The sequence below is a fragment of the Verrucomicrobiia bacterium genome (assembly GCA_035577545.1).
Taxonomy (GTDB): Bacteria; Verrucomicrobiota; Verrucomicrobiia; order Palsa-1439; family Palsa-1439; genus Palsa-1439.
Map to the genome: position 1 here is coordinate 1 of DATLVI010000024.1, position 24,698 is coordinate 24,698.

The following is a 24,698-nucleotide window of genomic DNA, read 5'->3' on the forward strand; positions in this document are numbered from 1 at the left end:
CAGAACCGCCACGGCATACGCGACCCACAACCTCTGGTTCGGTCCACCCCCAGCGGATGTTGTGTTGTCCCCCAATGCCCGGCGCGCGACCCCGAACACCAACAGCGCGTTGAGGAAATGAATCATCAGGTTGAAGAGATGCCAACCTGTCACGTCGTAGCCGCACACAGCGTAGTTGGCCGCCAGGGACAGGCTGATCAACGGCCGCCCCACCAGCATGGGAAGATCGCTCGCGATTACCCCCGACAACGGCCAGAGCCGACGGATGGCGGGATTCTGTGTGATGCTCGGGAGATCATCGAAGATAAAAGGGACGCGAAACGTGTTGTGGTAGGCCGCGGCGCACAACAGCCCCAGGACCATGGGCATCCACCAGTGGAATTTCCTCATCAGCGTCTTGCGTTACACTCCCAAACAAACGGTGTTGTGCCGAGGGGGTAGACTACATTTGCTTTGTAACAGCCCGCATTCTAAGATTCAAGTCACAATGAAGCACCGAACTATCTGCATGGAGCTATGAACCAACTTAGTATTTCAGGATTATGGCGAAACGAGACCTTGCGGCGGCGTGAGTTTCCGGTGTGTGATGGGAAAGTTTTTCTCGCGCATGCGGGGGTAAGTCCATTACCTCGACGCGTGGCGGATGCGATGAAGCAATATGTGGAAGCGTGCGCCCACGACCATCAGGAGAATGTGTTGCCGGACGAAGTAGTAAGCGAGACGCGCATGCTGGCAGCGCGACTCATTGAAGCCGGGGAGAACGAGATCGCGTTTGTCGGGTCGACATCAATGGGGTTGGCAATGGTCGCGGCCGGCCTGCCCTGGGAACGCGGCGACAACGTGGTGTGCTACCGCGACGATTATCCCGCCAATGTCTACCCGTGGATGGATCTGGCGCGGCGCGGCGTGGAGACCCGATTTGTCGGGGCGACACCGTTGGGGAATGTGACGGTCGAGGACGTCGAGCGGGTGGTAGACAAGAAAACGAAGCTCGTGTCCCTGGCCAGCGTGCATTTCCAGACGGGCTGGCGGTTGGATGTTGATCGAATCGGCCGTTTCCTCCGGGAACGGGGAGTTTTATTTTGCCTGGACGGGATCCAGAGCTTTGGGGCGTTGCGGACATCGATGAAGTTTGTCGATTTTGCCGCGGCAGACGCGCATAAGTGGCTGTTGGGGCCGTTGGGGACGGCGATTTTCTACGTGCGAAAGGAGCACTTCGAGCATTTCCATCCACCGCTTGTTGGTTGGCACAGCGCGTCGAGTCCGAACTTCATTGCGCAGGAATCGCTGGCGTTCAAGCGCGACGCGCGCCGCTATGAGCCGGGCAGCCTGAACTTGGCGGGGATCGTGGGGTTACGGGCGGCGTTGCAGTTAATCCTTGAATGTGGCATCGAGTCGATCGAAGGGCGTGTGCTGGGGTTGGCGGAGCGGGCGATTCGGTGTGGGACAAAGGCAGGATACACGGTTCTCGGTGCGACACGAGGGAAGGGGCTCTCGGGGATTGTCTCGCTCTTGGCAGAAGGTCGGGATGTGACGAAGTTGCACGCGAAGTTGGAAGCGGCGCAAATGATCACCTCTGTTCGTTACTGCCGCGACGGGAGACAATGCTTGCGATTGTCGCCGCATTTCTACAATACCCAACAGGAGGTTGATGGATTGTTTGCGCAAATTTAGCGCAGTGGGAATAATCAATGCAACTCATTGGTAACAAAATAGAAACGCTTTCAGCGAAGTACTAAGACGGGACGATGGTAAATGTTTATCCGTTGACAGTCAGTGAGATCGCTGTTAGCTTCGTTGAGAAGTTAATGGCGTTACCCGTCGCGAAGCGGGGCGGTCCCGAGAGGCGCGGGAGGGGCACACATTCCTAACCAATAGTACGGAGGCATTACCAACAACATGAGACGGTTAACCAAAATTAAGATCAGCGGCTTCACATTGATTGAGTTGCTGGTCGTCATCGCAATTATCGGGATCCTGGCGGCGATGCTGCTGCCGGCACTCAACCAAGCTCGCGAAAAAGCGCGTCGCGCCAATTGCCTGAGCAACCTCAAGCAGATCGGCTTGGGCATCGCCATGTACGCGGACAACTACAATGGCAGAGTTCCGCTGGACAACAACGCGACACCCAATCTGGGGTCATCGCTCAACTTGTTGAGCAACACGATCACGTCCGCGAAGATCTTTACGTGCCCGAGTGACAGCTCCAGGAAACTGACGGCCGTCTATCCGCTGAGCACCACAACGTCTGGCCATCCCCAAATCAGCTACGCCTACTGCCCGTTTATTATCTGGCAGGACCAACCGGATTCGATCCTCGCATTGGATCGTCAGGCGGCTACTACAGCGGCCGGTTACACAAAGGGCTCCAAGTGGCTCACCACCGGCGCTGGTGTCACTGGTGGCCCCGCTCCTCATAAAGACGCGGGCGGCAACGTTCTGTATAACGATGGACATGTGTCGTGGAACAACAGCCTGTCGGCCTTGGTTGGTACGAACAGTTCCGTAGCTGTTGTTACCGCAGACTAATACGAGTATCATTACGAAAGAACCCCGACGCCCAGGTGTCGGGGTTCTTTTTTTTGCTAACAGTTGTCGCAACATCCTGATAACAATCAGTCCGGGCGTACAGACTGGCGGGGATATTTTATTCATCCGTGGCTGACCATGCGACAGGGCGGAACTCGATACCCGGCAACTTGCTGGTGGTTCTTCTGGTCAGTTTACCCGCGCTCAGCTACCCCCTGAGCTGGCTTCTAAAATCCTGGGCCCACTTCCGCTATGACTGCACGCTGCCTTGGCCGGAGATGGTCCTCGCGGCAGGATTGGTCGTTTCCGCCGGGTTGCTTCTCCGCGTAACCGCCAGGGCCAGGATCGAAGAGGAAACGGCGGTCGTCTTTCTACCGCGTGCTGTTATTCTGCCCTTATTGGCAGTCATGTTGAGCGCCGTTGCGTCCACTCGATTCAGTAAACATCCCCAGTTTGGATTGATGCTCCTGCCGCGGCTGGCGGGAAACCTGGCGATCTTCCTGCTGGCCGCGCGTGCGCCAGACGACCGGCTGGCCGGGCTGTGCCGCGGGTGGATGCTCGTCGCCGTCGTTGTGGCGGGAAACGGCCTGCTGCGATTGGGTTCGGAACCGGAGTTCATTTCCACGCTCGGAAACTGGGATTTCCTTGGGACATATCTTGCCGCATCGCTCGTCATCATGGTTTCGTACGGCGGCGCGTGGTCGGTTTTGGGAAGCTTGATCGTCATTGGCGCGATGTGCTTCTGTCGCTCGCGTGGGGCGTGGTTGGCGCTGGCAGCTGTGGGCCTGTTGTGGTTCCTGGGCTTCCGAAATCGATTTTTCCGACAGTGGCAGACGCGAGTTGTTATCACCGTGTTGGCCCTTGCCGTCGTCGCCCTCCTGGCTCGTTCGTACGTCCAGCAACAATGGCGGACGGACGTGCGACCGGTGATTTGGAAGGCAACGCTGGAGATGATTGCCGCGCGACCGATACTGGGACACGGATTGGGAACGTACGTCGTGGCGTATCCAAGGTATCGGTTGCCGTCGTATTTTCTGCGACCGAAGGCCACCAATGTCACGGATCATGCGCACAATGAGTTGCTGGAGATCGCGGCCGAGCAGGGCCTGATCGGCCTGGCTGCCACGCTGTGGCTCTGGACAACCGCTGTGTGGTGCGGCTTTCGCGCCTGCCGTCGACTGGACGGCGGCGAACGCCGCTGCCTGTGGGGAATATACGGGGCGATGCTCCTCCTGATGTTGCACGGGTTGGTGGATGTGGATTTGAGGTATCTGCCGAACCAGGGCCTCCTCTGGCTGCTGATGGGCCTGGTCGTGGGTGCGGATGCAACGCCGCTGCGGTGGCGTCGGATTGCGGTTTACACTGGGCCGGTTCGCTGGTGTATCGCCGTCGTCTGCCTCGTCTTTGGAGTGTGGATTACGCTGGCAGCCGTCGTTCGCCCGGTGTCTGCCGACCTGCAAGACCGCCGGGCACGAATTGCCGAAGAGGGCGGGGATCTGCGCGCGGCGGTGCAACACGCGGGGAATGCACTCCTGCTCGATCCGTTTCGTTTGCGCACGCGCTACCTTCTTGCGGGCGCACTCTCCCGCCTGCCGGAACCAGAGGCGCACGAAGCGGCCATCGAGCAATGCCTGAGGATTGAAGAGCTCGCGCCCGATTATGCGGATGTGACCTACAACCTTGGTCAGTTGCACCACCTGGCCGGTCGCCCGGCGGAAGCGGTCACGTATTTGCGCCGTGCCGTGGAAATCAATCCCTACAATGTGGACCGGAGGATCGCCCTGGCCTCGGCGTTGCACGAGATGGGTCAGAACGACGAAGCCGTGCAACAACTGGGTCGCGCCCTGCAATTGCAGCCTCATAGTCCGGAGGCCCGTGATCTGTTGCGGAAGATACAGGCCGAGCCTCGCTCGTGACCGTGCCCTGCTCAATGCAGCCACGGTGCTCGCGGGCGGGAGTGTGGGCCTGTGCATCGGGCTCGGATTGACAGGCATCAAGAAACTGCCGGTGGCTGATTATATCTGTCCGCCATCATTTACCCCCGCTGTTGACGCGCCTGCTGCAACTCTTTTGACATTCACGGCCCAGCCCGTTACTCTGACACTCGCGAAGAAACCATGAGGGTCGCGATTCCCAAAAAGACGGTCTATCGGCTCAGCGTCTATCTGCGCTGCCTGGAGCGGCTTGCCGAGAGCGGCGTCCAGACCGCGTCGAGCCACGCGCTCGCGCAGGCGGCTGGCGTCAAGCCGACGCAGTTGCGCAAGGACTTGACGAGCTTTGGTCATTTCGGCACGCGCGGGCTCGGCTACGATGTGGTGACGTTGCGCGGGAAGATTGCCGAGGTGCTGGGCCGCACCCAACTTCAACCCGTGGTGCTCGTTGGCGTTGGACATCTCGGCTCGGCGTTGCTGGCCTACAAAGGGTTCGAAAAAGAGAGCTTCGAGATTGTCGCGGGTTTTGATGTCGACGTGAAACGCAAACGACGCAAGACGTACACGCAGCAGATCCTGCCGCTCGATAAACTGGAAAATTTCGTCCGCGTGCGCAAGATCCGCATGGGTATTATCACCGTGCCGGCGTCCGCTGCGCAGGACGTGGCGAATCGTCTCGTGGCCGCGGGCGTGAACGCGATCCTCAATTTCTCCCCCACCGTCCTGCGCGTATCCAATAACGTCGTCATCAGCAACGTCAATCTTGCCATCGAGCTGGAAAACCTCAGCTACTTCCGCTCGCTTGCCGAGGGCTGAGGCCGCGAGAACCATGCCGGCTGAACCAGCGACTGGTCGGTCCCCCGGAACCAAGACTCCTTTCGGGACGTCGGATTGGTTGTTGGCGTTGCTTCTTGTCGCAGCGACTTTTTTGGCTTACTTCCCGGTATGGCATGGCCTCCCAATTTGGGATGACGGATCGTACATTACACGGGCGCGATTCGGCTCGTTGGACGGGTTGCGGCGGATGTGGTTTGAGCCTGGGACCACGGAGCACTACTATCCACTGCTCGACACGGTCTTCTGGGTTCAGTCAAAGCTTTGGGGTGGTTCCACGTTGGGCTACCACCTTGTTACCATTGCCTGTCATGCTGCGGGGGCCTTGCTGGTTTTGAAGATTCTGCGCCGTTTGCAGGTTAAAGGCGCATGGCTTGCGGCGGCGATCTTCGCGCTCCATCCGGTACACGTGGAATCCGTGGCCTGGATCAGCGAGCTGAAGAATACGATGTCGGGGGTTTTCTATCTCGGTGCGGCGCTGGCTTATCTGGAATTTGACGAAACAGAAAGCCTGTCGTGGTTCGCGTTCACTGCCGTATTGTTTCTCTCTGCACTGCTGTGCAAGACGACCGTGGTCGTCTGGCCGTTCGCGATGCTGGTGATCGTCTGGTGGAAACACGGGCGACTTTCCTGGAAGCGGAACGTGTTGCCCTTGCTCCCCTTGTTGGCATTCGCCGCGGTGGACGGATACGCGAGCGTTTGGGTGGATCGCCGGGTGATATCTGGAGCGGTCACACAACTGCAGTTCCCCCTTATGCAACGGCTTGTCATCGCTGGTCACGCCTGTTGGTTCTACATTGGCAAGCTGTTGTGGCCCGTCGACCTATGCCCCATTTATCCCCGCTGGCAATTGGGCCACGCGACAGCGGCGGACTACCTCTATCCAGTAGGTATGTTGGCCTTGTTGATCGGGTTGTGGTTACTGCGCAACCGTACTCGGGCGCCCCTCGCTGCAGCGCTATTCTTTGTTGTGACGCTCTTGCCGGTTCTCGGTCTGATTTCGTTCTCTTATTTTCAGTTTTCATTCGTGGCCGATCATTTCCAATACCTGGCGAGTTTGGGCATCATCACGCTGATAGCGGCCGGTGGCGCACATCTCCAGGAGACTTGCCGATCCTTCTCCCGTCCTGTGTGGATGGGCCTGTGGGTAGCCGTGTTGGTGGCGCTCGCGGGACTGACCTGGTCTCACAGTTGGGTATACACGGATGTGGAGAGGTTTGCCCGGGCCACGTTGGCCCGTGATCCTGATTCCTGGGCAGGTCACGATTTTTTGGGGATGGTGCTTACCTCTCAAGGAAAAACGGCGGAGGCGATCGACCACTTCAATAAGGCCCTGCAAGGAAACCCCCGCTATGCCCTGGGACATTACAATCTCGGTTGCGCGCTGGCTTTGCAGGGAAAGCTCACAGAAGCGATGCAGCAGTATGAACAGGCTTTGCAGTTGCAGCCCGACTTCGTCCGCGCCCACTACAACCTCGGGTGCGTTCTGGCCTTACAAGGAAATTTCGACGGGGCGATCGAGCAGTATGAAGATGCGCTACGGCTCAAGCCCGACTCGATCGACGCTCCCGAGTTTCATAATAATCTCGGCATCGCGCTGGCGTCCTCTGGAAAACTCGACGAAGCCATCGAGCATTTCCGGCAGGCCGTGCGACTGCGGCCTGCGTTCGCGGATGCCCACGCCAATCTGGGTCACGCCTTCAGTGATCAAAAAAAATTTGACGAAGCCATTGAGCACTACGAGCAAGCCGTGCAGCTGACCCCCGACTCCGCCACCTCCTGCGAGCAACTGGCCCGGCTGCTTGTCTTGCGGGGAGGCGGGAACCCGGCAGATTCTACACGTGCCGTTCAACTAGCCGAACGAGCCTGCCAGTTGACCGAGAACCGTCAACCTGTTTGCCTTGATACTTTGGCGGGTGCATACGCCGCCACCCGAAGATTTGCGGACGCTACTGCGATGGAAGAGAGGGCGCTTGAATTAGCACGCGCTGCTGGCCAAACTAATCTGACCAGAGAGATACAAAGTCACCTAAAACTCTATCAGGATGGTCTTTCTCGCGAGGCCTCCGGCCCGGCAAACGCACCCGATCATTGAAGCGTAATCACGCCCGTTTGACGCGTGTGCCGTCGTTATCGGCGATGAGGATGTGGGTCTCGCAGCGAATCTGTTGTTTGGCGAACACATTCGCCATGGCTTCGGCGACGGCCTTTTCTTTTTGCTCCGCGAGGCACATAATCGAGGCCCCCGAGCCGCTGAGCCAGCCGGCGAGCGCGCCGGCTTCCACGCCGCCGGCGATGACCTCGTCGAGCATGGGAATGAGTTTCTTGCGATAAGGCTGATGAAGCTTGTCGTCGAACAGGCCGCGCAGAAGGGAGTAATCGCCCGTGGCGAAGATCGACGTGATGAGGGCGACGCGGTTCAGGTTCTCGACAGCGTCCCGTAACGGCACCATCTTCGGCAGCAGCGTGCGGGCTTTCTCGGTGGAGACCTCGTATTCGGGTACACAGACGACGAACTTCAGCGCCGGCGGGACGTTGAAGCGGCGGTAGCGCACCGAGCCGTTGATCATCGCCGAGACGACGAACCCTCCGAACAACGCGGGCGCTGCGTTATCAGGGTGATGCTCGAGTTCGGTGACCAGATCTAGCAACTCCGTGTCGCCGAGGGGACGGTCATTGAGTTCGTTGAGGGCGAAAACAATGCCCAGACGTACGGTCACGCTGGAGCCGAGACCACTGGAGACAGGTACCTCGCCTTTGACCTCAATCTGGAGGCCGTGTGGCTTTCCCCTGCTGCGACGAAAAAAAGCGTCCACCGCCTCCCGCGCCATGGCGTTGGCGGAGGTCGATCCCTTCTGTCCGTCGATGCGCTCGACTGTCAGCGAGTCGGTTTCACGGATGGAAACCTGATTGTGCAACTTCAGCGCGATGCCGAGCGTGTCGAAGCCGGGACCGAGGTTGGCGGTCGTGGCGGGCACGCGAACAGTGACTGAAGGCTTTCTCACAGCGACGCGATATTGCATTGCGGAAAGAGGCAAGTCAAGTGGCAGCGGCACTTGTGCGAAATGTTGTGACACTGTATTCTCCGCGGCATGTTGGAGCGGCTTTTCAGGCTGCACGAACACGGGACGACCGTGCGCACCGAGATCCTCGGCGGGATCACCACCTTTGTCACCATGGCGTACATTATTGTGGTGAACCCGGCCATTCTCAGCTTTGCTGGAATTCCGGCGGGACCGAGCACCGTGGCGACAATTCTCTCCGCCGTATTTGGCAGTTTGCTGATGGGGTTTTACGCCAACCGTCCCATTGCGGTGGCGCCGTACATGGGCGAGAACGCGTTTATCGCCTTTGGTTTGGCGTCAATGGGAATCAGTTGGGAGCAGCGCCTTGGCGCGGTATTCGTAAGCGGGGTCGGGTTCATCATCATCACACTGCTGCGGGTTCGCTCGTGGCTGGCGAATTCGATTTCGCCAAGCATGAAACACAGCTTCGCCGTCGGCATTGGGCTTTTTCTCGCGTTCATTGGCCTTTACGAGACGGGCATCGTGACCAGTTTTGTTAGCGGGATGCCCGCGAAGCTGCTGCTCGCGTCGAATGGCGAATTCCTCCGAACACCCGACGTGCCGGTGAAGATCGGCAATCTCCACGATCCGCAGGTGTGGCTGGCTATTTTTGGCTTCCTGTTAATCGCGGCCTTGCTGCAGCGCCGTGTGCGTGGAGCGATTCTTCTCGGCATTGTGGCAACGGCGGTGGCGGGATACGGGCTTGGTTTTGGCCACGCACCGCGCAGCTTGGTGGCCGTGCCGTTCGTCGGAGACTACGATTTGCGCGCGATCGCCTTCAAATTGGACATCGGCGGGGTGCTGCGACTGAGTTTTCTGCCGATTTTACTGACGCTGTTTCTCATGGGGTTTCTCGACACCTTGGGAACTCTGGTCGGCGTCGGCGCAGCGGGTGGGATGCTCGATGAGAAAGGGAATTTCGACAAAATTGAACGCCCGATGATGGTGGACGCGATCACGTGCATGTTTAGCGGCTTGGTCGGCACGTCCACGAGCGGCGCGTACATTGAATCCGCGACTGGGATCCGCGAGGGCGCGCGCACGGGACTGGCGGCGGTCACAACTGCAGCGCTATTTGCGGCATCGCTATTCTTCATCCCGTTGGTCGAACCCTTGCAGAGCCTGCGGTTCGCGTACGGCCCGGCATTGATTGCGGTGGGCGTGTTGATGCTCGGTTCGGTGACGAAGATTGAATTCAACGATTTGACGGAGCTGGTTCCTGCGTTCGTGACAATCACGATGATGTTGTTCACCTACAATATTGCCAATGGCCTGACCGCGGGGCTGGTGGTCTATCCCATTGGGAAGCTGACTGCGGGGCGCTGGCGCGAATTGAACGGAGGCACGGTGGTACTCGGCGTGTTGTGCCTTATCTATTACGTCTTTGGCCTGCCGCATTGATGATTCCACGAAGGCCCTTTTGGCCGGGCTATTCCTCTTTTTGAGATTTCCCACCCCTGTCGAATCACAAAGTTTCCTCGATTTTGCGCCATAAAATCGAGGTTGGCATACCCACTGCTATCTAGCCTGTCAGTCAGGCGTTCCGCAGAGGCAGGATTGAAAGATGAGCGAGACCAATAAACAAGACATCTACCGCGTGCTGATAGTGGATGAGGACGCCGCCATGCGCGAACTGCTCGCGGGATTGCTTCGCGCACCGAACCGCAGCGTGGAAGTGCGCGATGGCGCACGCACCGCGTTGGAGTTTCTACAGCACAACCCCATTGATGTCGCGTTTGTCGATGCGGCGTTGACGGGCGCATCTGCGCAACATCTGGCGGATAAAATGAAGAAGCTCTGCCCGCACGCGCAGGTCGTCGTCTGCGCCGGCCGTTTGTCACAACCATGGGACAACGCCGGGCGCATCCGCAAGGGTGAGCGTGTCCTGCGGCAACCATTCAATTTTGGCGAAGCTCTCGAGCTCGCCGATTCGTGTAAGACAGAGTGAAGATGAACTCGATCTCGATTACGGCGCTGGATCTAGGGTTGGCTGTGAAGCAGGCTGCACGGGATGTGCAGGAAAAACCGTTCATAGCGGACCAGCGCCTTTTTCTTTGGGACATCGCCGAAAGCCCGCGAAGCTTCGGACTGTCCGCTCGCGACGGGTTGAGAGTCAACTGTTCGAATCCCCCCAACGCCATCAAGGTCGGCGCCTCCTCCGACCGAAGAACAGCTTGATCTCTCAACCCGCGCGCGCGGCAGCTCTTCCGCCGCCGCGCCGAGACCGCGCCACCGCCCGCTTGCTTTTCCACCTGTTTACGTTATATTCGCTTCGCCATCACACGGCACATTCTCATGGGGGCGAAACGGTCTCGACTTTGTGGGGTGAGCGTGAGCGGCATGCCGAGGTTGTCGGGAGGCCTCGTTAAACACCTGACAAAAACATAACTGCGAATCACGAACTCGCACTCGCGGCTTAATTGTCCGCGACGTTCCGCCTGCGACACCTGCTAGTGGGGTCGGAACGACGATAGCAGGTTAGTCTGTGGATGTTGTCTTCGGGTCCATGGATGAAACTATAACCGGGGGCTGGCGCGGCGGGTGGCCTGTCCATTGGCAGCACGCCGGGCGAGACTTAAAGATGGAATAAGCATGTAGTCACTTGCGTGCGCTTTGCAGAGGACGTGGGTTCAACTCCCACCGCCTCCACCATTTTAGAAGTTGCAAAGAGCCGCCTGCAAAGGCAGCGGGGGCTTTTTAGGGACGCCGTTATGTTCGAACGAAAGACCACGCGTCGCGCCCGACTTCAGGCACAGACATTCCCCGCATCGTGGCGGGCCATCCTCCAGCAAAACGTCTCCTATTACCAACGGCTCACTGCGTCCGAGCGGGAGGAATTGCAGGGTGATATCCAGGTGTTTATCGCGGAGAAGAACTTTGAGGGGTGCAGCGGGCTGGAAATTAACGACGAGATCAAGGTCACCATCGCCGCGTATGCTTGCATCCTGTTACTGAACCGCCGTCACGATTTTTATCCGCGCTTGCAATCCATCCTTGTGTATCCTGACGCTTATCCGGTTCCTGTAGTTCGACTCGTCCCGGGAAATATTGCAGTCGCGGGCCATGAAATGCGCGCCGGCGAATCCTGGCGGACCGGGGCGGTGGTACTATCGTGGAGCCATGTCCTGCGTCGACCGGCGGCGGTGCCTGACGGTCGGAATGTCGCACTCCATGAGTTCGCCCACCAGATCGACCAGGAGAATGGCTTCGTCGACGGAGCCCCGGACTTATCGACGAGTTCCCAATATGCCGCCTGGGCTCGCGTTCTCGGAAGCGAGTTTGCGACCTTGTCCCAACAAACCGTCGCCGATCAGCCGACCCTCATCGATAAGTATGGCGCAACCGAACCAGCCGAATTTTTCGCCGTCGTCACGGAGTATTTCTTTGAGAAGCCGTTGGAACTCTGGCAGCGACATCCCGAGCTTTACGAGGAGTTGAGACGCTTCTATCGTCAGAACCCTGCTAGTACGGACGTTGTTGAATCGCCATCAGGCCACGCCTGAAAATAAAGCACCCCAACGGTCACTCAGACCTGTTGGGGTGCCTGGAACGACCGTCGTTGTTTACGCAAGGCTTACTTTCGCTTCTGTGCTGCCTTGATCTTCGCCCAGCGAGCGCGTTGTGCCGCGGCGATTCTTTCGCGGGCGGCTGCCGAAAACTTTGGCTTGCGACGGGTCACCAACCTGGTAGCCGTTGTTCCTCCATCGAGGAACGAAAGTGCCTTGAGAGCAAGGTTGAGCTTTTCAAGTTCCTGCTCCGTGCGTTTGCGCTGAATCTGCAACTGCTGAACAACTTGGTTGATGCTGGACATGATCCTCCGGGATTGGTTATTGCTTGTTTACATACTCACGCTGCCCAGCACCGTAGCAAAGTCGTAACATTACTTCAACTACTTCAAATGGCGACGGGTATAAGGATGAGCTTGGTGAAGGTGTTTGATTTCATCTACAACGGGCCTATAATACGGGTGATGGAAGTTGGGAATACAGGGGATCCAGCAAAGGAATACTGCGCGATGAATAAGCTGATTTTATTGATGATGGCCGGCGGGGTGACGCTTATGGGAATCGGCTGCGAGACACCGCATCACCGGCCACCACCACCGCCACCTCCTCCCCAGTATCGTACCCAACCGATGGGCTTGCCGGACATCAAAATGCTCGCCAAATCGGGCGTCAGCGACGAGGTCATCCTGAGTCAGATTCGCAACTCGCACAGCGTCTATCGCCTCGACGCCGCTGAGATTTTGGACTTGAAGGATGCCGGCGTAAGCGAGAAAGTGATCGACTTCATGATCAACACCCCCAGCTTGTATCGTCCCTCACGCCCTCCGCCACCCCAGCCGTCTTATTGAAGAACAATTGCTTCCGAACGGCATAAAGACTGGTGAATCCAGCAGCACGTTCAGGCTTGCAGTTACGGCCAAAGAGCGTCAATCTGGCCTCTAGAGAAAGCCGCAACAGGCGAAGTGCCAATGAACCGCATCACGCTTTTGGCTGCTATAAGCGTCCTCGTCACTGGTTGCTCTACGAACCGCTTCAGCCAGTTCTACCTCGATCGTTCAGCAACCGTTGCTTCCCGTTGCTTGCCCTACTCTGGCAAGACACAAATCATAGCTACGTCAGATCCTCTACGCGATACGACGAATATGTTTCAAAGCGGCTACCTTCCAATCGGTGAGTCCGGCTTTTGGTGCGTCGGCTGGACGGTCACCCAGCAGATGCTGGAAGAACAAGCCAAGAAAGTTAAAGCAGATGTAGTGCTTTACTTCACCAAGTACGAGGGTTCAGAGCAAGGGTATGCCGCTATTCCCCAATACCACCCCGGCACACCAGCGCCTACGATCACGCAAAACGTGAACGTTTACGGCAACGGATACCAAGCCGAAGCGGGTGACGTTTTTGGACGAATGGCCGTGCAGACGATGCAGCAAAATCCGCCGCCCACAACAGGCACATACACCACAACCGTCGTTCCTGTTACTCGTCAGCGTTACACACATGCGGCTGGGTTTTGGCGCAAAGGGAAGCCTCCGATCTTTGGAGCTTACTTTATCAATCTCACACCCGAACTGAGGGAGAAGCTTCAAAAGAATACCGGGGTAGTCGTTGCGATACTCGTGAACGACTCCCCGGCGTTCCGCGCAAACATTCTCCCTGGCGACATCCTGACTAGAATTGACGATGTTGAGATTTCATCTACACAGGACTTTCAAGCGAAACTTCTACAATTTGCCGGCAAAAAGGCGACCCTGAGCATCCTGAGAAACGACGCGACTCTGACAATTCCAATTCAGATGAACGAAGCGAATTGAAGCCTTGCCTTGATTCTTCGACAAATGCCGTATGAGCCGCATGGTCATGGGCCCTTCGATAATTAGCCGATAGGGAAGGGGACGAATACGAATGTACCCAGAGGATGAATCCATAGCTCAAATCCTGACGGATGTCGGCTTGATCTCACGTGCCGATCTGGCTCAGGCCAGGCAACAGGCGAAGGTTGCCGGGAAGGACGTCGTGCAAATACTGCTGGAGACGGGGATGCTGACGGAGATGGACATTACAAAATCCCTTGCGAGCCAATTCGGCCTCGACACAGTGGACCTGAATAAATACGAAGTTTCCCAGGATGTTCTTGCGTTGGTTTCGCGCGATCTGGCCCGTCAATGGATGGTTCTTCCCATCTTCAAGCGTGGGAATCAACTGACCGTCGCCATCGCCAATCCGTTGAACATGGAGGCAGTGGATAAACTGGGTGAATCGCTGTCGCTGACCATCCAGCCGGTGGTGTCCTGTCTCTCTGATATCGAAGCGGCGGTGGATCGGTATTATGGCCGCTGAGAATTTGGCAGCCATTTTTTGTTTTTGCGCTCCAGCAAGATTTGCATTGATTTTATAGTCTGTTTGCACGAGACGTTAGGGCGCATGAGGTGGTTGGCGGTTTTCTTCACAGTCGGATTCTGCTTTGCCCTGTCGGTCGCTGCCTTGGCAGCGGACCCAGGGCCGGTCGAGTCTCTCAAGGGCTTTAGCGATTTCCAGCAGGTTGATCTCACCCGTCTGTCAAGCGGGGACGTCCTTTCAGAGCGCGGTTCGTTGATGGATTTCCCCAACGGGATTTCATCGCAAACTTGTTTTTTTGTACCGCTATCGGCGGAAGAAACAACGAAGCGATTGCAATCGTGGGACCCCTCACCACATGGCGAGTTGAAGGTTTTCGGGTTTCATGCGCTCCACACGCCGTGTGAGTTGGCGGATTTTCAGGGACTGGATCTTAAGACCAGCCAAAAGCCCGTTCGTTGGCTTCTAGATAAGATCATCGCTTCGACCCCCGCCAGGTCCGACCTCAATCTGACGCATGCCGAGGCCCAGGAACTTGCTGGCTGTGTTCAGAAACGATCTGATCCGCAGAAGGTGTCAGGATGTATGGCCGCGCTCCTTTTGGGGCGCGCGTCGGCTTTCCAGCAAAAAGGGCTGGACGGAAGCGAACCCTATGACGTGGCGGGAGAATCCGTTTCGCCCGCCCTTCAGTTACGCACCATGTTGCGCGAACAACTCGAGATCGCCCATGAGTTTTCGCCTATCCTGAAGAAAACCGGGTTGTTGGTAAGCGAGACAACACCCTCGCTGACCCCATTTTACTACTGGACTCTTTTCGACGCTGACTACCATGGGACGATCACTTTGGGGGCCATATATCAGTTGGCGGTTGGTGATCATTTCCAACTCGTGGATATGGAGTACTACGTCAGCGGCAACTACTACACCTCGGTCACGCTTTTTGAAGTCTGGCCGGTGCAAGTCGGTAAGAAGTCCGGGGCGCTTGTGTGGCGCGGTGACTTTTTTGCCGCGCCGATGCTCGCCTTCACCAAGGGAACCGAGCGTATTGCTTACGGTGCGCTTATGCTCCAGGACATCAAGAAGGAGATTCACTGTTTCCAAGACGAGGCGAAGGCCAGGCGATGAAACCAGGACTGATCACCGCCCTCGCCCTGCTACTGTCGAGTGCCTCTGTCCGGGGGGCCAATTCGATGAGTATCTCCGAGGAACTGGATGCCGAGTATGCCTACGTCGGCGGTACGGGCACGCGCGGCGGCGGCGTGAATGTCGGTTCGGTCGACGAACACAGCGCCGACCTTAAATACGTCGTTTCCCCACAGCTTAATAAAGATTTGCTGTTGCGGGTTGGGTTCGAGTGGCAACGCTTCTCCTTCGGTGTGCCTGACCATGCACCCCTGCCCAGCGCTCTGCAACAGGCGAGCCTGGTGCTGGGGTTCGACTATCAGCTTGCGGACGAATGGCTGATGCGCGTGGAAGTGCAACCTGGCGTTTACAGCGATTTCCGGGACATAACGTTCCGCGATGTGGACGCGCCGCTGGTCATCGGCGGGGTATATTTGGCCAGCCCCGATTTGCAGTGGATGTTGGGATTGAGAGTTGACGCGCGCACGCAGTACCCCGTTTTGCCGGCAGCCGGCGTCCGTTGGAAGTTTTCCGAGGAATGGACGCTGGACTTCATGCTGCCAAAGCCGCGGCTGGAATACGACGTGAACGACAAGCTCCAACTCTACCTCGGCGCGGAAATCCAGGCGGGAACGTTCGCGGTGGGACAGAATTTTGGCACTCCGCGCGGCCAGCCACATTTGGACAACGCCATCGTGGACTATCTGGAGGTTCACGTCGGTTCCGGCTGCTCGTGGAAGATAGCACCAACCGTTACGATTGAAGCGGAAGCGGGCTTGATGCCCTACCGCAGTTTCGATTTCTTTGCTCCGGACATCGTCTTTCGGAGCCACAATGCTCCCTACGGGCAGATCGCCTGCCACGCCCGGTTTTAAAAAGCGTTGTGCAAAGGAAAGAGCGCGACCGACAATTGATCCACCGAGTCGTGAACGCAGGCTTGTTATTGTTGGCCCGCTATTTGAACGGTCGCGCTCCTGAAACCAATCCAACCCGCGCTACGGGAGCTGTCTGGCCCGATAGTAACGCGCCGGCAAATTGGTCGCCCCACCGACATCAACGTAATTCGTTTGCGGAGTCCCGCCCGGCAACAAGATCGTGGGGCTGACGTCCGTGAAAGCGTTCGTGGAATAACGACCATCCGGCCCCGCGGTCACCGCCTGGAGCGCATACCTCTTTCCGCCCGTGGTGGACCACGCGATATTCATATCATTACCCGCCTTGACCACCGACAGATTGCGAAAGGCAACCGGGGCGAATGCAATGCCGCGGAAAGTCGTGTTTGTGCCTGCGGCCGCAATGATGGTTGGCGAACCCGAAGGCGCGACGTTGTACCCGGCCGTGTCGGTGAAGACGTACAGGAAGCCACCGCCGCCAGTGGTGGCGCCGCCGGAAGTGGCATACAAGACGACGCTGGTAGCGTTGCCGGACACTTCGAGGGCTCCGGTCAATCCATCGAAGCCCTTGGGGTTCACATCGTTTATCGTCATGGCGCCGTTAAAGACCCAGTTTGTGCCAACCAGGGAGTACTTGAAAACACCGGCCGCGTCGTTGTTCTCGCCATCCTCGGCATAGTAGAGCGTGTCAAGAGTGCTTCCGTTTTGCAGAGGTAGGAACACGAAATTGAACGGGCCGCCGGTGCCGCTTCCGGAAACGCCATTGCCGGGCGAGCCGTTTAGCGCAACAATGGCTTGATTGGTGGTGGTCGGTAAACCAGTACCGACGGCGTAAATGCCGTTGGTTGTCTTGACGGTGCTGAGGTAAAGCTGACCGTCGAAAATGCCGAGCCGCGCGACATTGAGTGGTTTGTTTGTGACACCGCCCGCGATAACGTTAAGCGTCGTGAAGTTGTTGCTGCCCAAGGTGGTGTAGCCGACACCGGCGCCAAAGCCTGCGCCCGCACCGCCAATCCAGATATTAATCCCGTCCGTACTCACGACACTGCGGGGATTATTGCCGGTCGCCCAATTCGAGAGGATTGTCGAAGTGTCGATATTGCCGTTGAAATCCGCGCGACCCACAACCCGTGGCACGATGGTTGATAAAGAGCTTGCCAGCGAGGTGCCGCTATAGGAGAGGTTGGTGGCGTAGCCCTGTAGCAACAGGTACTGTCCGTCTGCCGAAAGTGAAAGTCCGCCCTCGGAGGTCGCCACCCCGCTGGAGACGAATGGGTAATTGCCACCGGATTGCGTGACAGGCAACTGAATCGACTGCACCAGTGCCCCATTCGTGGCGTATTCATCCAGGAATACCACGCTGCCGGTGCTGGAGAGCAGACTTACACCATCGCCGACGCGGTAGATCACAAGGTTTCCCCCGGTAAACGGGGCGGCCTGCGCGCTCACACCCATTCCGAGCATCAATGACGAAATTCCAACAATTCTTCGAATAATCTTATTCACGTCGTTTTCCTTTTCGATGATTTGTATTTTCCAAGCTCGGCTCGTTGCGGCCCACTATTGGCGACGCCGAAGGCTCAACATTCCCAAGACTCCCAGCCCGACCAGGGCCAGCGTCGATGGTTCGGGAACTGCGCTGAATGAGAGATTATCGATGGCGATGCCTTGCGAACTGCCGGCGGCCGTGGCGGTTTGCCAAGTCAACCAAAGTGCCTGATTGTCGCCCCAATTGGAAATGGACGCAGCGGTCAAATTAATATTCGTCTGATTGACGCCCAACGTCCCGTCCACAGGACCCGCCGAACCGCCCGTGAACGAGATTGATCCAAGGGATGTGGATCCGCTCGTCGGGAGGCTGGCGCTCGTGTTCGCGACCACGTAGCCGAAGTTGACGGTCTTCGCGGTGGCCTGACGCCACAGTTCGCCGACGAAACTCAGGTTGATGGCGCTGATGCTGCTGCCGGTGTCGTTGACGAGTTTGAGCGCAAAGGTCGTAATGCCGCTGCCGTTCGCGCTCTCCAATCCCAAAGCGCGATTGCCACTGGCCAGTCCGCCAAAGCTGATGATCCCGCCTTGTGTCTGGTCACCAAGCTGGGCTCCGACCCGCGTCGTTATCGCCCCGCTGCCGTACCAACCGGACATGGTGCTGGAAAGACCGAGGCCGCCCGTGCTGGAATTCGTCGGGCCTGTGCTATCAATCGCGGCGGCGAAATCGAGACTGCCATTGTTGAAAAAATAGGTTTGTCCGCTGACCGTGACCGGGTTGGCCTCCGATACAGATACATTGTTGGAAAACGGCAGGCTGTCGAAGGTCTGGTTGTAAATTCCGCCCGTGTAATCAACGAAACTCTGCGCGGCCCCGGTCTGCGCCAACGCCAGTGCGCCCACCAGTCCAAATAATGAGTATCTCCTCACGCTCGATCCTCCAGTTTTCTCGCTTGGGTTTACGGTTAAACTCGCCGCCGATATGTTTACCGTGCCCGGGAGACAAACCAAGGACGCCATGGTTACGATTGAGCAACTCCATCACGGTTGCGACCGAGCTTTACGACGCGTCGGGATCCCACGGACTCCAAATGACCGGCGACGTATTGATGTTCTGGCCGACCGAGTCCATGAGCAAGGTTGCATCGTACGAGCGCACACTGCCGTCGAAGAACACAACGTTGAATCGTCCCGAATGCCGGTTCGACAGGCGCTTCGTGTACGAGTGCGGGCTACCCACTTTGGCATCGCTCTCCGCCGGGAAGACCCTGGGTTCCGCCGTGCTGGCGCGAGTGTCGATCAGCATCGCCACAGTCGTGGAATTCACGGGGCGATTATTGACGTTGGCCCCTTGGCGCGGACTCTCCAGATCGCGGAGATGGACGGTGGGATGACCGCTATCGATGATTTTTGAATTGTAAGCGTAACTGAATCGGGGACCAGCCGCGAAGGCTTCCCTACCGGACCACTTTACGCTCGGGCACTGTAGGATGGTGCCGCCCTGGTAGAGCGATCCCGGGGTGGGCCGGTAGGATGCCACGGTTGGCTTTTGTACATACGGCATGAGCACGTTGTACCAGGTGGATGTGGATGCCGCGCCTGTGACCTGCCCCCACGTTGGGGTGTCCGACCCGCCTGACTCTGTGTCCAGAGGGATAAGTTCGTTGTTGTCATCCATGTACATCGTGCAAGCCAGCCCCCATTGACGCAATGAACTGACACAACTGGCTGCCTGGCCCTGCGCGCGGGCCTTGCTTAAGGTGGGCAATAGCATGCCCGCCAGAATGCCAATGATGGCAATGACCACCAGTAGTTCGATCAGCGTGAAGCCGTCCGTCAAAATATCTTTCCGTGTCGATTGCATGTAGGTGCCTTTCATCGGGAAGCGGTGGAGTTTGGCCGGCGTTGTGCTTCGTAGTCGGGCAATTCGACCCGGTATGCAAACACCAGCGTTGGCACTTCTTCTTCCACTGAAGCAACCACCGGAATGCGAATGCCGTCCTCATGCGTGGTGGTCTTGAAAAAACCGTGGCGGGTTTTGAAATCGTTGTCCACGCCGACCAACAACAGGTATTGATGCGGCGGAAGCGAAGGGTGTTCAACGATGGAGAGACCTTCCCACTTTTCTGGAAAAAGTCGCAAATCGGTGTACCCCGCCTTCGCCAACTCCTCGCGATTGAGAATGTCCACGAACAACGTTTTCGAGATGGGCGTGATGTCGGGTGGGAGTCGTGTTCCGGTAAGAGGAATCCCCTTTGGGTCACCGGCTTCTCGGCTGTAAGGTCGTCCGGGAATTAACTGGAGGTTGGTCGCTCGTTTCAATGAGGCGCAATAGATGCGGCAGATTTGCTTTTCCTTGCCGGTGCCCAGGCCGCGGTCATCCCGCTCCAAGACGAGCAAGGTATCCGGATTGATGACAAGGATTTCGCTCTGAGAGGCGGCGCGCTTTGCGCCTTCCAGAAGATCGAGTTGATAAATGTATTCGCCGGTAAGTTTCGGTTCGGCAGGCGCACGAATGTCCCAGGTCAGTAGCCGTGTATTGCGGCTGGCTTTGTCCCGTTTCCCATCGCGCAGGCCGTCTTGTACGCACGGGCTTTGCAGCAGGGCAAACAGTGTCGTACCATCAGGCGAAAGACCGACTCCTTCAAACCCGTGGTTCTTCTCCCGCCCCGAATCCGGCTGTCGAGTCGCCGTATAGTTGATCTTCCGTTCGGCAGCCGCACCGGACTTGGGGAGAATATGCGCGGGCGGCACGATGGCGCGCAGCATTTTGAAATCGGGACCGAACTGGTAAACAAAGGGGCCATACTCCTCGCTGATGTAAAATGTGCCATCGGGTGCGTGTACGATTCCCTCGGCGTCGAGAGAGCGTGGGCCGTTGGCCACGCGGGGGAAATTTGTCCAGGCGATGTCGTTTGCGTCCGCGCCTGAGAAAAACTCGCCGGCATCATCCCGCAACAGTACCGTGGCTGTGTTCGTGAGTGCGATGTTGTGCAGGTTGGTCTTCGATAGATCGATGGTTAACTGGAACAACTGCACGCGGGGTCGATAATCCACCTCGCCGTTCGAAGGACCCCGGTCCGCGAGGCCGTAGAGGGTTTGCGAGGCCGGATCCCAACACATTCCCGAGAAGAACCCGCCCATCGTCTCCCCATTCTTGTCAACGGCGTCGGGCAGGACTTCCGTGGTTCCGACAAGACCAAGGTTTTTCGCGGCCGCCGCCCGCGTACTAGCCGGGATCACGGCGCACCACACGCCAAGAAAGATTGGAAGAAGGCCACCCCATTTCTTCATGCACGCAGAATGGGCGGCGATTGTCACAAACAGACGACGGGATTGTGACGTGGAGGCAGAGAATCGGCAACAAACCTGTCAGAGCAATTCCATCTGCGCGCCCAAAGGGCGACGAAACGCGGCGGTCGAAAGCTGCGGCCCATGTTCGAGAATACCGGCCCGGCGGCAGGCGACCGCAAACATTTTCGCCATTTGTTCGGCGACAATTCCTTTCCCCCGCATGCGCGAGCCGAAATCGGGATCGTTCAATTTCCCATCGCGGATCGCGCGAATTTGCGCGAGCACTTTCTCTTTGCGTTCGGGCATATGGCGCTCCAGCCATTGCTGGAACAAGTCAGCTACGCCGTACGGCAGGCGGATCGGCACCATGCCGGCAAATCGCGCGCCTGCTTCACCTGCCGCCTTGAGGATGGCGGGCATCTCGTGGTCGGTAAGCCCGGGAATCACTGGTGCCACCATCACTCCCACGGGGATGCCGGCTTTTGTTAACTCCCGGATCGCGCGTAAACGCGCGGCGGGCTGGGCGGTGCGCGGTTCCATGATGCGGGCCAGGTTGGCATCCAGTGTGGTGACGGAGAGAAACACGGCGGCGGCGTTGTCGCGTGCCAGATCGGCCAGTAAGTCGATGTCGCGCGTGACCAGGAGATTTTTGGTGACGATCGCAACGGGGTTGCGAAATTCAGCGAGCACCTGCAAACACATGCGGGTGACCTGCAGCCGTCGTTCGATGGGTTGATAGCAATCCGTGACGCCGCTCATGGACAACACTTGCGGTTTCCACTTCGGCGCCGACAGTTCACTGCGTAATAACTCCGGCGCGTTCTCCTTAACGACGATCTTTGTCTCGAAGTCGAGCCCAGCCGAAAAACCGAGATACTCATGATAGGGCCGGGCGTAGCAGTAGACGCAGCCGTGTTCGCACCCACGGTAGGGATTGATGCTCGCATCGAAACCGAGGTCGGGGCTGGTGTTGTGCGTGATGATGGAGACGCTGACATCCCGATAAAACTGCGTCTTCGGCGCGGGATCGTCCGGTTGGTCCCACTCTTCGTCGCGCTCGTACGCGGTGTGCTCGAAGCGATTGGCGGGATTCTCCGCCGCCCCGCGCCCATGAATGGATTTACCCGCGGTCATCTCCACGACAGTACCACGTGGAATTCGTCTGTCAAAATCAGGCGGCGTGAACTTGGACGGAATCCACTTCTCCGGAGCGTACGCGCACAGCAACGGTCATTGGCCGGCAGCAGATTTCGCAGTCGATGATAAACTCAGAACCACCTTCGTCCGGGTCGAACGAAACCTCGAAATCCTCCCCGCAATGAGGACAGGTGATTGTCAGGAATTCGCTCACGAACCAACTGTAGTCTATGTAACCAGTATTGTGAACCTGCGGCCCTCGGTTCGGCATCTCAGGGTCGTGGTGATACGATGAGAGGCTGACAATGTTGATTGCTGAACTCTGGCGTTACCCGGTCAAGTCCATGGCCGGCGAACCGCTCCAGGTCGCGGACGTTCGCGAGACCGGCATCGTTGGTGACCGGGTCGTGCAGGTCATCAATGCAGCCGGGGGTACAGTAACTTCGCGTACGGAGCCAAAGCTACTCGGTTATCATGCAACGTTGGGTGCTGACGGCGAGCCGCTCGTGGACGGGAAGCCGTGGCGGGATGTAGATGTGCGTGACGCGGCAGGGTCGGACGCGAGGCTCGTGCGGTACGAAGGAGTCGAACGATTCGACGTCCTGCCATTGTTGGTGGCAACCGACGGCGCGATCGCGGCGTTCGGTTATGATCGACGGCGATTGCGTCCCAACATCGTCATTAGCGGAGTGAATGGGCTCGACGAACGGCGATGGGAAGGGAAGACGTTACGCGCAAGTGAAGTAATCATCGGAATTCAGGATTTGCGCGAGCGCTGCATCATGACGACGTTTGATCCCGACACGCTGGTACAGGATGTGGACGTACTGCGGAAGATTCGGCGCGAATTCGGTGGGTCGCTGGCTCTGAATTGCTTTGTTGTGAGGCCCGGCAGGCTCGCGGTGGGTGATAAGGTAGAATTCGGGCTTGGCATGCCCTTGGATAATGTGTAACCATCTGTGTTGGTGATGCTTGTGCCAAGCCGCGAGCCCGCGTGCACTCCTTGTGGTATGTTATACTAAGCCCGCAGGGTAGGAAGACCGTTATGGACGAGAAAATTCCAGAGGCGACGCAGTCGCGGGAGGCGGCAGTGGTTGCGTCTCCTCCGATCCAAGCGTCTCGCGAGACGCCGAAGGCTCCCAAACTTGAGGAGATCCGGCGCAAGTCCGCAGACTATCTGGAAACCGTTAGCAGCGGGAAAAAACTCGATCCTGAAGACAAAAACCGCATCATTACCCATACGCTGGAGAATTTCGACGACTACTTTAATCGTGGGTTTCTCCATTATCGCAAGTCTGTCGCGGAAGCCGAGGACTTTGCTGCCATCGAATGGACGGGGCAGGGATCCATCATCGAGGACATCATGGGCCGCAAGTTCATCGATTGCCTCGGTGGCTTCGGCGTTTACAACATGGGGATTCGCCACCCGAAAATTATCGCGGCGGTCAAAGCGCAACTTGAACGAATGCCGCTTTCTTCCCAGGAATTGCTCGACCCTTTGCGTGGTTTTCTAGCTGAGTTGTTGGGCGAACTTGCGCCGGGCGACCTGCAGGAATGTTTTTTTATCAGCAACGGGACCGATGCAGTTGAGGGCGCGCTGAAGCTGGCGCGGCTTTACACGAAAAAGGCGGGGTTCATCTCCACCACGGGCGGTTTCCACGGCAAATCGATGGGCTCGCTGTCTGTGATGGGCCGCGCCGTGTACCGCAAACCGTTCCAACCGCTGTTGTCTGACGTCTATTTCGTGGACTACGGCGACATTAAAGATCTCGAACGTGAACTCAAGAAGCTTACGGATCTAGGTGAAGACATCGCCGCGATCATCCTGGAACCCGTCCAGGGCGAGGCGGGTGCGGTGGTACCGCCGGACGATTATCTGCCGCGCGTGCGGCAACTCTGCGATGAGTTCGGTGTCCTGCTGATCCTTGACGAGGTGCAGACCGGCATGGGGCGGACGGGTCGGGTGTTCGCCTGTGAGCACTGGAACGTGGTGCCGGACATCCTCTGCCTCGGGAAAGCGCTCGGGGGCGGCGTGATGCCGCTCAGCGCGTTTATGAGCACGCCGAAAATCTGGAAGGTGCTTGAGGATAATCCATTTCTGCACAGCTCCACCTTCGGCGGCAATCCGCTTGCCTGCGCCGCGGGCATCGCCGCGATCAATGTCTTGCTTGAAGAGGACCTCGCGCAGCAGGCCGCCGAAAAGGGCAAGTACCTTATCAAACGCCTGGGTTCGCTCCAGGCGTTATACCCCGACATTCTCAAACGGGTGCAGGGCAAAGGACTGCTCATTGGGATGGAGTTCACGGATCGCTTTATTGGCTACCGCGTGGCTGCGGCCCTGTTCAAGCGCGGCGTGCTCGTGGCGGGGACACTGCTCAGCGCCCGCACCCTTCGTATTGAGCCCGCGCTCAACATCAGCTACGCGCTTCTCGACGAGATGCTCGACAAGTTGGCTGACGCGTTGAAGCAGATTGAGAAGCAACTCGAGAAGGAAGTCCGGGAGAAGGCACCCAAGGACAAGGACGTCAAGGAATCGAAGGACGGCAAAGACGGCAAAGGAGATTAGGT

The 24,698-nt window shown here is 57.8% G+C and carries 25 protein-coding genes and 1 other RNA gene; 17 read left to right on the forward strand and 9 right to left on the reverse strand.

Going from position 1 to position 24,698, the window contains the following annotated elements:
- Positions 1-390: hypothetical protein (locus tag VNL17_07810; protein HXI83979.1), on the reverse strand; the 390-nt coding region annotated here is incomplete at its 3' end.
- Positions 391-516: 126 nt separating this feature from the next.
- Here VNL17_07810 and VNL17_07815 point away from each other — a divergent pair.
- The 5 genes from VNL17_07815 to VNL17_07835 all read left to right on the forward strand — a co-directional run bounded on the left by VNL17_07815 (position 517) and on the right by VNL17_07835 (position 7,389).
- Positions 517-1,674, forward strand: coding sequence for an aminotransferase class V-fold PLP-dependent enzyme (locus VNL17_07815; protein ID HXI83980.1), 1,158 nt, complete (start codon positions 517-519; stop codon positions 1,672-1,674).
- Positions 1,675-1,899: 225 nt separating this feature from the next.
- On the forward strand, positions 1,900-2,529 hold the full coding sequence (locus VNL17_07820) for a type II secretion system protein (GenBank protein ID HXI83981.1): 630 nt from the start codon (positions 1,900-1,902) through the stop codon (positions 2,527-2,529).
- 128 nt (positions 2,530-2,657) lie between these two features.
- Positions 2,658-4,445: an O-antigen ligase family protein gene (locus VNL17_07825; GenBank protein ID HXI83982.1), complete on the forward strand. Its 1,788-nt coding sequence runs from the start codon at positions 2,658-2,660 to the stop codon at positions 4,443-4,445.
- 159 nt (positions 4,446-4,604) lie between these two features.
- The gene (locus VNL17_07830) at positions 4,605-5,276 is read left to right on the forward strand and encodes a redox-sensing transcriptional repressor Rex (GenBank protein HXI83983.1); all 672 of its coding nucleotides are present in this window, start codon (positions 4,605-4,607) and stop codon (positions 5,274-5,276) included.
- 13 nt (positions 5,277-5,289) lie between these two features.
- Positions 5,290-7,389 carry a tetratricopeptide repeat protein gene (locus tag VNL17_07835; protein ID HXI83984.1) on the forward strand — a complete coding sequence of 700 codons (2,100 nt, stop codon included), beginning with the start codon at positions 5,290-5,292 and terminating at the stop codon, positions 7,387-7,389.
- A gap of 7 nt (positions 7,390-7,396) precedes the next feature.
- Here the strand turns inward: VNL17_07835 and thrB are convergent, their stop codons facing one another.
- A complete protein-coding gene (thrB, locus tag VNL17_07840; protein HXI83985.1) occupies positions 7,397-8,299 on the reverse strand; it encodes a homoserine kinase in 903 nt (300 codons plus the stop codon).
- Between the two features lie 87 nt (positions 8,300-8,386).
- Here thrB and VNL17_07845 point away from each other — a divergent pair, with 87 nt between their 5' ends.
- From VNL17_07845 to VNL17_07865, 5 genes are all read left to right on the forward strand, one after another.
- Positions 8,387-9,760, forward strand: a complete 1,374-nt coding sequence (locus tag VNL17_07845) for an NCS2 family permease (protein HXI83986.1) — start codon at positions 8,387-8,389, stop codon at positions 9,758-9,760.
- A gap of 163 nt (positions 9,761-9,923) precedes the next feature.
- Positions 9,924-10,307: a response regulator gene (locus VNL17_07850; GenBank protein HXI83987.1), complete on the forward strand. Its 384-nt coding sequence runs from the start codon at positions 9,924-9,926 to the stop codon at positions 10,305-10,307.
- A gap of 2 nt (positions 10,308-10,309) precedes the next feature.
- Positions 10,310-10,537 carry a hypothetical protein gene (locus VNL17_07855; GenBank protein ID HXI83988.1) on the forward strand — a complete coding sequence of 76 codons (228 nt, stop codon included), beginning with the start codon at positions 10,310-10,312 and terminating at the stop codon, positions 10,535-10,537.
- A 119-nt stretch (positions 10,538-10,656) separates the two neighbouring features.
- Positions 10,657-11,011, forward strand: a transfer-messenger RNA (tmRNA) gene (ssrA, locus tag VNL17_07860).
- A gap of 59 nt (positions 11,012-11,070) precedes the next feature.
- Positions 11,071-11,862 carry a M90 family metallopeptidase gene (locus VNL17_07865; protein ID HXI83989.1) on the forward strand — a complete coding sequence of 264 codons (792 nt, stop codon included), beginning with the start codon at positions 11,071-11,073 and terminating at the stop codon, positions 11,860-11,862.
- A 71-nt stretch (positions 11,863-11,933) separates the two neighbouring features.
- Here VNL17_07865 and VNL17_07870 read toward each other — a convergent pair whose 3' ends face one another.
- Positions 11,934-12,170, reverse strand: a complete 237-nt coding sequence (locus VNL17_07870) for a hypothetical protein (GenBank protein HXI83990.1) — start codon at positions 12,168-12,170, stop codon at positions 11,934-11,936.
- Positions 12,171-12,374: 204 nt separating this feature from the next.
- Between VNL17_07870 and VNL17_07875 the strand changes: the two genes are divergently transcribed.
- The 5 genes from VNL17_07875 to VNL17_07895 all read left to right on the forward strand — a co-directional run bounded on the left by VNL17_07875 (position 12,375) and on the right by VNL17_07895 (position 16,193).
- The gene (locus tag VNL17_07875; GenBank protein ID HXI83991.1) at positions 12,375-12,713 is read left to right on the forward strand and encodes a hypothetical protein; all 339 of its coding nucleotides are present in this window, start codon (positions 12,375-12,377) and stop codon (positions 12,711-12,713) included.
- Between the two features lie 120 nt (positions 12,714-12,833).
- Positions 12,834-13,673, forward strand: coding sequence for a PDZ domain-containing protein (locus VNL17_07880; GenBank protein HXI83992.1), 840 nt, complete (start codon positions 12,834-12,836; stop codon positions 13,671-13,673).
- A 91-nt stretch (positions 13,674-13,764) separates the two neighbouring features.
- A complete protein-coding gene (locus VNL17_07885; protein ID HXI83993.1) occupies positions 13,765-14,199 on the forward strand; it encodes a hypothetical protein in 435 nt (144 codons plus the stop codon).
- Positions 14,200-14,283: 84 nt separating this feature from the next.
- Entirely contained in the window at positions 14,284-15,321 is a 1,038-nt protein-coding gene (locus VNL17_07890; protein HXI83994.1) for a hypothetical protein, read from the forward strand.
- Positions 15,318-16,193, forward strand: a complete 876-nt coding sequence (locus tag VNL17_07895; protein HXI83995.1) for a DUF6268 family outer membrane beta-barrel protein — start codon at positions 15,318-15,320, stop codon at positions 16,191-16,193. Before VNL17_07890 ends, VNL17_07895 begins: the two co-directional genes overlap by 4 nt.
- Before the next feature lie 120 nt (positions 16,194-16,313).
- Here the strand turns inward: VNL17_07895 and VNL17_07900 are convergent, their stop codons facing one another.
- The 6 genes from VNL17_07900 to VNL17_07925 all read right to left on the reverse strand — a co-directional run bounded on the left by VNL17_07900 (position 16,314) and on the right by VNL17_07925 (position 22,401).
- Positions 16,314-17,717 carry a hypothetical protein gene (locus tag VNL17_07900; GenBank protein ID HXI83996.1) on the reverse strand — a complete coding sequence of 468 codons (1,404 nt, stop codon included), beginning with the start codon at positions 17,715-17,717 and terminating at the stop codon, positions 16,314-16,316.
- A 54-nt stretch (positions 17,718-17,771) separates the two neighbouring features.
- On the reverse strand, positions 17,772-18,629 hold the full coding sequence (locus tag VNL17_07905) for a PEP-CTERM sorting domain-containing protein (GenBank protein HXI83997.1): 858 nt from the start codon (positions 18,627-18,629) through the stop codon (positions 17,772-17,774).
- 130 nt (positions 18,630-18,759) lie between these two features.
- Complete coding sequence (locus VNL17_07910) at positions 18,760-19,578, reverse strand: prepilin-type N-terminal cleavage/methylation domain-containing protein (protein HXI83998.1); 819 nt, start codon at positions 19,576-19,578, stop codon at positions 18,760-18,762.
- On the reverse strand, positions 19,575-20,942 hold the full coding sequence (locus tag VNL17_07915) for an esterase-like activity of phytase family protein (GenBank protein ID HXI83999.1): 1,368 nt from the start codon (positions 20,940-20,942) through the stop codon (positions 19,575-19,577). The genes VNL17_07910 and VNL17_07915 overlap by 4 nt, the downstream gene beginning before the upstream one ends.
- 129 nt (positions 20,943-21,071) lie before the next feature.
- Positions 21,072-22,127, reverse strand: a complete 1,056-nt coding sequence (locus VNL17_07920) for a PA0069 family radical SAM protein (GenBank protein ID HXI84000.1) — start codon at positions 22,125-22,127, stop codon at positions 21,072-21,074.
- A gap of 37 nt (positions 22,128-22,164) precedes the next feature.
- Positions 22,165-22,401 carry a CPXCG motif-containing cysteine-rich protein gene (locus VNL17_07925; protein ID HXI84001.1) on the reverse strand — a complete coding sequence of 79 codons (237 nt, stop codon included), beginning with the start codon at positions 22,399-22,401 and terminating at the stop codon, positions 22,165-22,167.
- Positions 22,402-22,435: 34 nt separating this feature from the next.
- On the opposite strand from VNL17_07925, the gene VNL17_07930 reads away from it, so the two are divergent.
- Both VNL17_07930 and VNL17_07935 read left to right on the forward strand, forming a co-directional pair.
- Complete coding sequence (locus VNL17_07930; protein ID HXI84002.1) at positions 22,436-23,083, forward strand: MOSC N-terminal beta barrel domain-containing protein; 648 nt, start codon at positions 22,436-22,438, stop codon at positions 23,081-23,083.
- A 92-nt stretch (positions 23,084-23,175) separates the two neighbouring features.
- On the forward strand, positions 23,176-24,696 hold the full coding sequence (locus tag VNL17_07935) for a putrescine aminotransferase (GenBank protein ID HXI84003.1): 1,521 nt from the start codon (positions 23,176-23,178) through the stop codon (positions 24,694-24,696).
- Positions 24,697-24,698: the final 2 nt, after the last annotated feature.

Bases quoted from the DNA above. Each gene is read 5' to 3' on its own strand.
- VNL17_07870 (HXI83990.1), bottom strand. From the start codon at position 12,170: ATGTCCAGCATCAACCAAGTTGTTCAGCAGTTGCAGATTCAGCGCAAA.
- VNL17_07835 (HXI83984.1), top strand. From the start codon at position 5,290: ATGCCGGCTGAACCAGCGACTGGTCGGTCCCCCGGAACCAAGACTCCT.
- VNL17_07930 (HXI84002.1), top strand. From the start codon at position 22,436: ATGTTGATTGCTGAACTCTGGCGTTACCCGGTCAAGTCCATGGCCGGC.
- VNL17_07815 (HXI83980.1), top strand. From the start codon at position 517: ATGAACCAACTTAGTATTTCAGGATTATGGCGAAACGAGACCTTGCGG.
- VNL17_07890 (HXI83994.1), top strand. From the start codon at position 14,284: ATGAGGTGGTTGGCGGTTTTCTTCACAGTCGGATTCTGCTTTGCCCTG.
- VNL17_07875 (HXI83991.1), top strand. From the start codon at position 12,375: ATGAATAAGCTGATTTTATTGATGATGGCCGGCGGGGTGACGCTTATG.
- VNL17_07885 (HXI83993.1), top strand. From the start codon at position 13,765: ATGTACCCAGAGGATGAATCCATAGCTCAAATCCTGACGGATGTCGGC.
- VNL17_07895 (HXI83995.1), top strand. From the start codon at position 15,318: ATGAAACCAGGACTGATCACCGCCCTCGCCCTGCTACTGTCGAGTGCC.
- VNL17_07820 (HXI83981.1), top strand. From the start codon at position 1,900: ATGAGACGGTTAACCAAAATTAAGATCAGCGGCTTCACATTGATTGAG.
- VNL17_07935 (HXI84003.1), top strand. From the start codon at position 23,176: ATGGACGAGAAAATTCCAGAGGCGACGCAGTCGCGGGAGGCGGCAGTG.
- VNL17_07910 (HXI83998.1), bottom strand. From the start codon at position 19,578: ATGAAAGGCACCTACATGCAATCGACACGGAAAGATATTTTGACGGAC.
- VNL17_07920 (HXI84000.1), bottom strand. From the start codon at position 22,127: ATGACCGCGGGTAAATCCATTCATGGGCGCGGGGCGGCGGAGAATCCC.
- VNL17_07925 (HXI84001.1), bottom strand. From the start codon at position 22,401: ATGCCGAACCGAGGGCCGCAGGTTCACAATACTGGTTACATAGACTAC.
- VNL17_07855 (HXI83988.1), top strand. From the start codon at position 10,310: ATGAACTCGATCTCGATTACGGCGCTGGATCTAGGGTTGGCTGTGAAG.
- VNL17_07850 (HXI83987.1), top strand. From the start codon at position 9,924: ATGAGCGAGACCAATAAACAAGACATCTACCGCGTGCTGATAGTGGAT.
- VNL17_07865 (HXI83989.1), top strand. From the start codon at position 11,071: ATGTTCGAACGAAAGACCACGCGTCGCGCCCGACTTCAGGCACAGACA.
- VNL17_07880 (HXI83992.1), top strand. From the start codon at position 12,834: ATGAACCGCATCACGCTTTTGGCTGCTATAAGCGTCCTCGTCACTGGT.
- VNL17_07845 (HXI83986.1), top strand. From the start codon at position 8,387: ATGTTGGAGCGGCTTTTCAGGCTGCACGAACACGGGACGACCGTGCGC.